The 341-nt window shown below is 40.8% G+C and carries 1 protein-coding gene; it reads right to left on the bottom strand.

Annotation, left to right across the window (positions count from 1 at the left end):
* A partial coding sequence (locus KSU54_RS18685) for a replication initiation factor domain-containing protein (RefSeq protein ID WP_226908419.1) occupies window positions 1–305 on the bottom strand: 305 nt, incomplete at its 3' end.
* Between the last annotated feature and the right edge of the window lie 36 nt (window positions 306–341).

A 341-nucleotide genomic window follows, 5' to 3' on the forward strand; every position in this document is an offset into this window, starting at 1 on the left:
GTTGCCTGTTCCTTTTGTTTTTCATACAGGCAGAAATATTTTGTGCTTGCCTTTGAGCCGATATAAAGGGTACTTGCTAAATTACGGTTTTTTCCGCTTAATTTTCCACCTTGTACATTTTCATAGTTTTTACAGCGACATTCCGCACCACCATTTCTGTATTTTTCAGATAGCACAGGAATATCCAGCAGACCGCACATATCATTGATTGCCAAGTCAAAACGTCGGATAACACCGCCACAGTCAAGACAGCGGTTTAAGAATGAATACCAGTCCCTGTTCTGTGCCTGTAAGACATATTCCATGTTGCGTGAGCCTGCCCCTTTTAATTCTAAAAATAC

Source organism: Erysipelatoclostridium sp. MSK.23.31 (assembly GCF_019125875.1).
Taxonomy (GTDB): Bacteria; Bacillota_I; Bacilli_A; order Erysipelotrichales; family Coprobacillaceae; genus Thomasclavelia; species Thomasclavelia ramosa.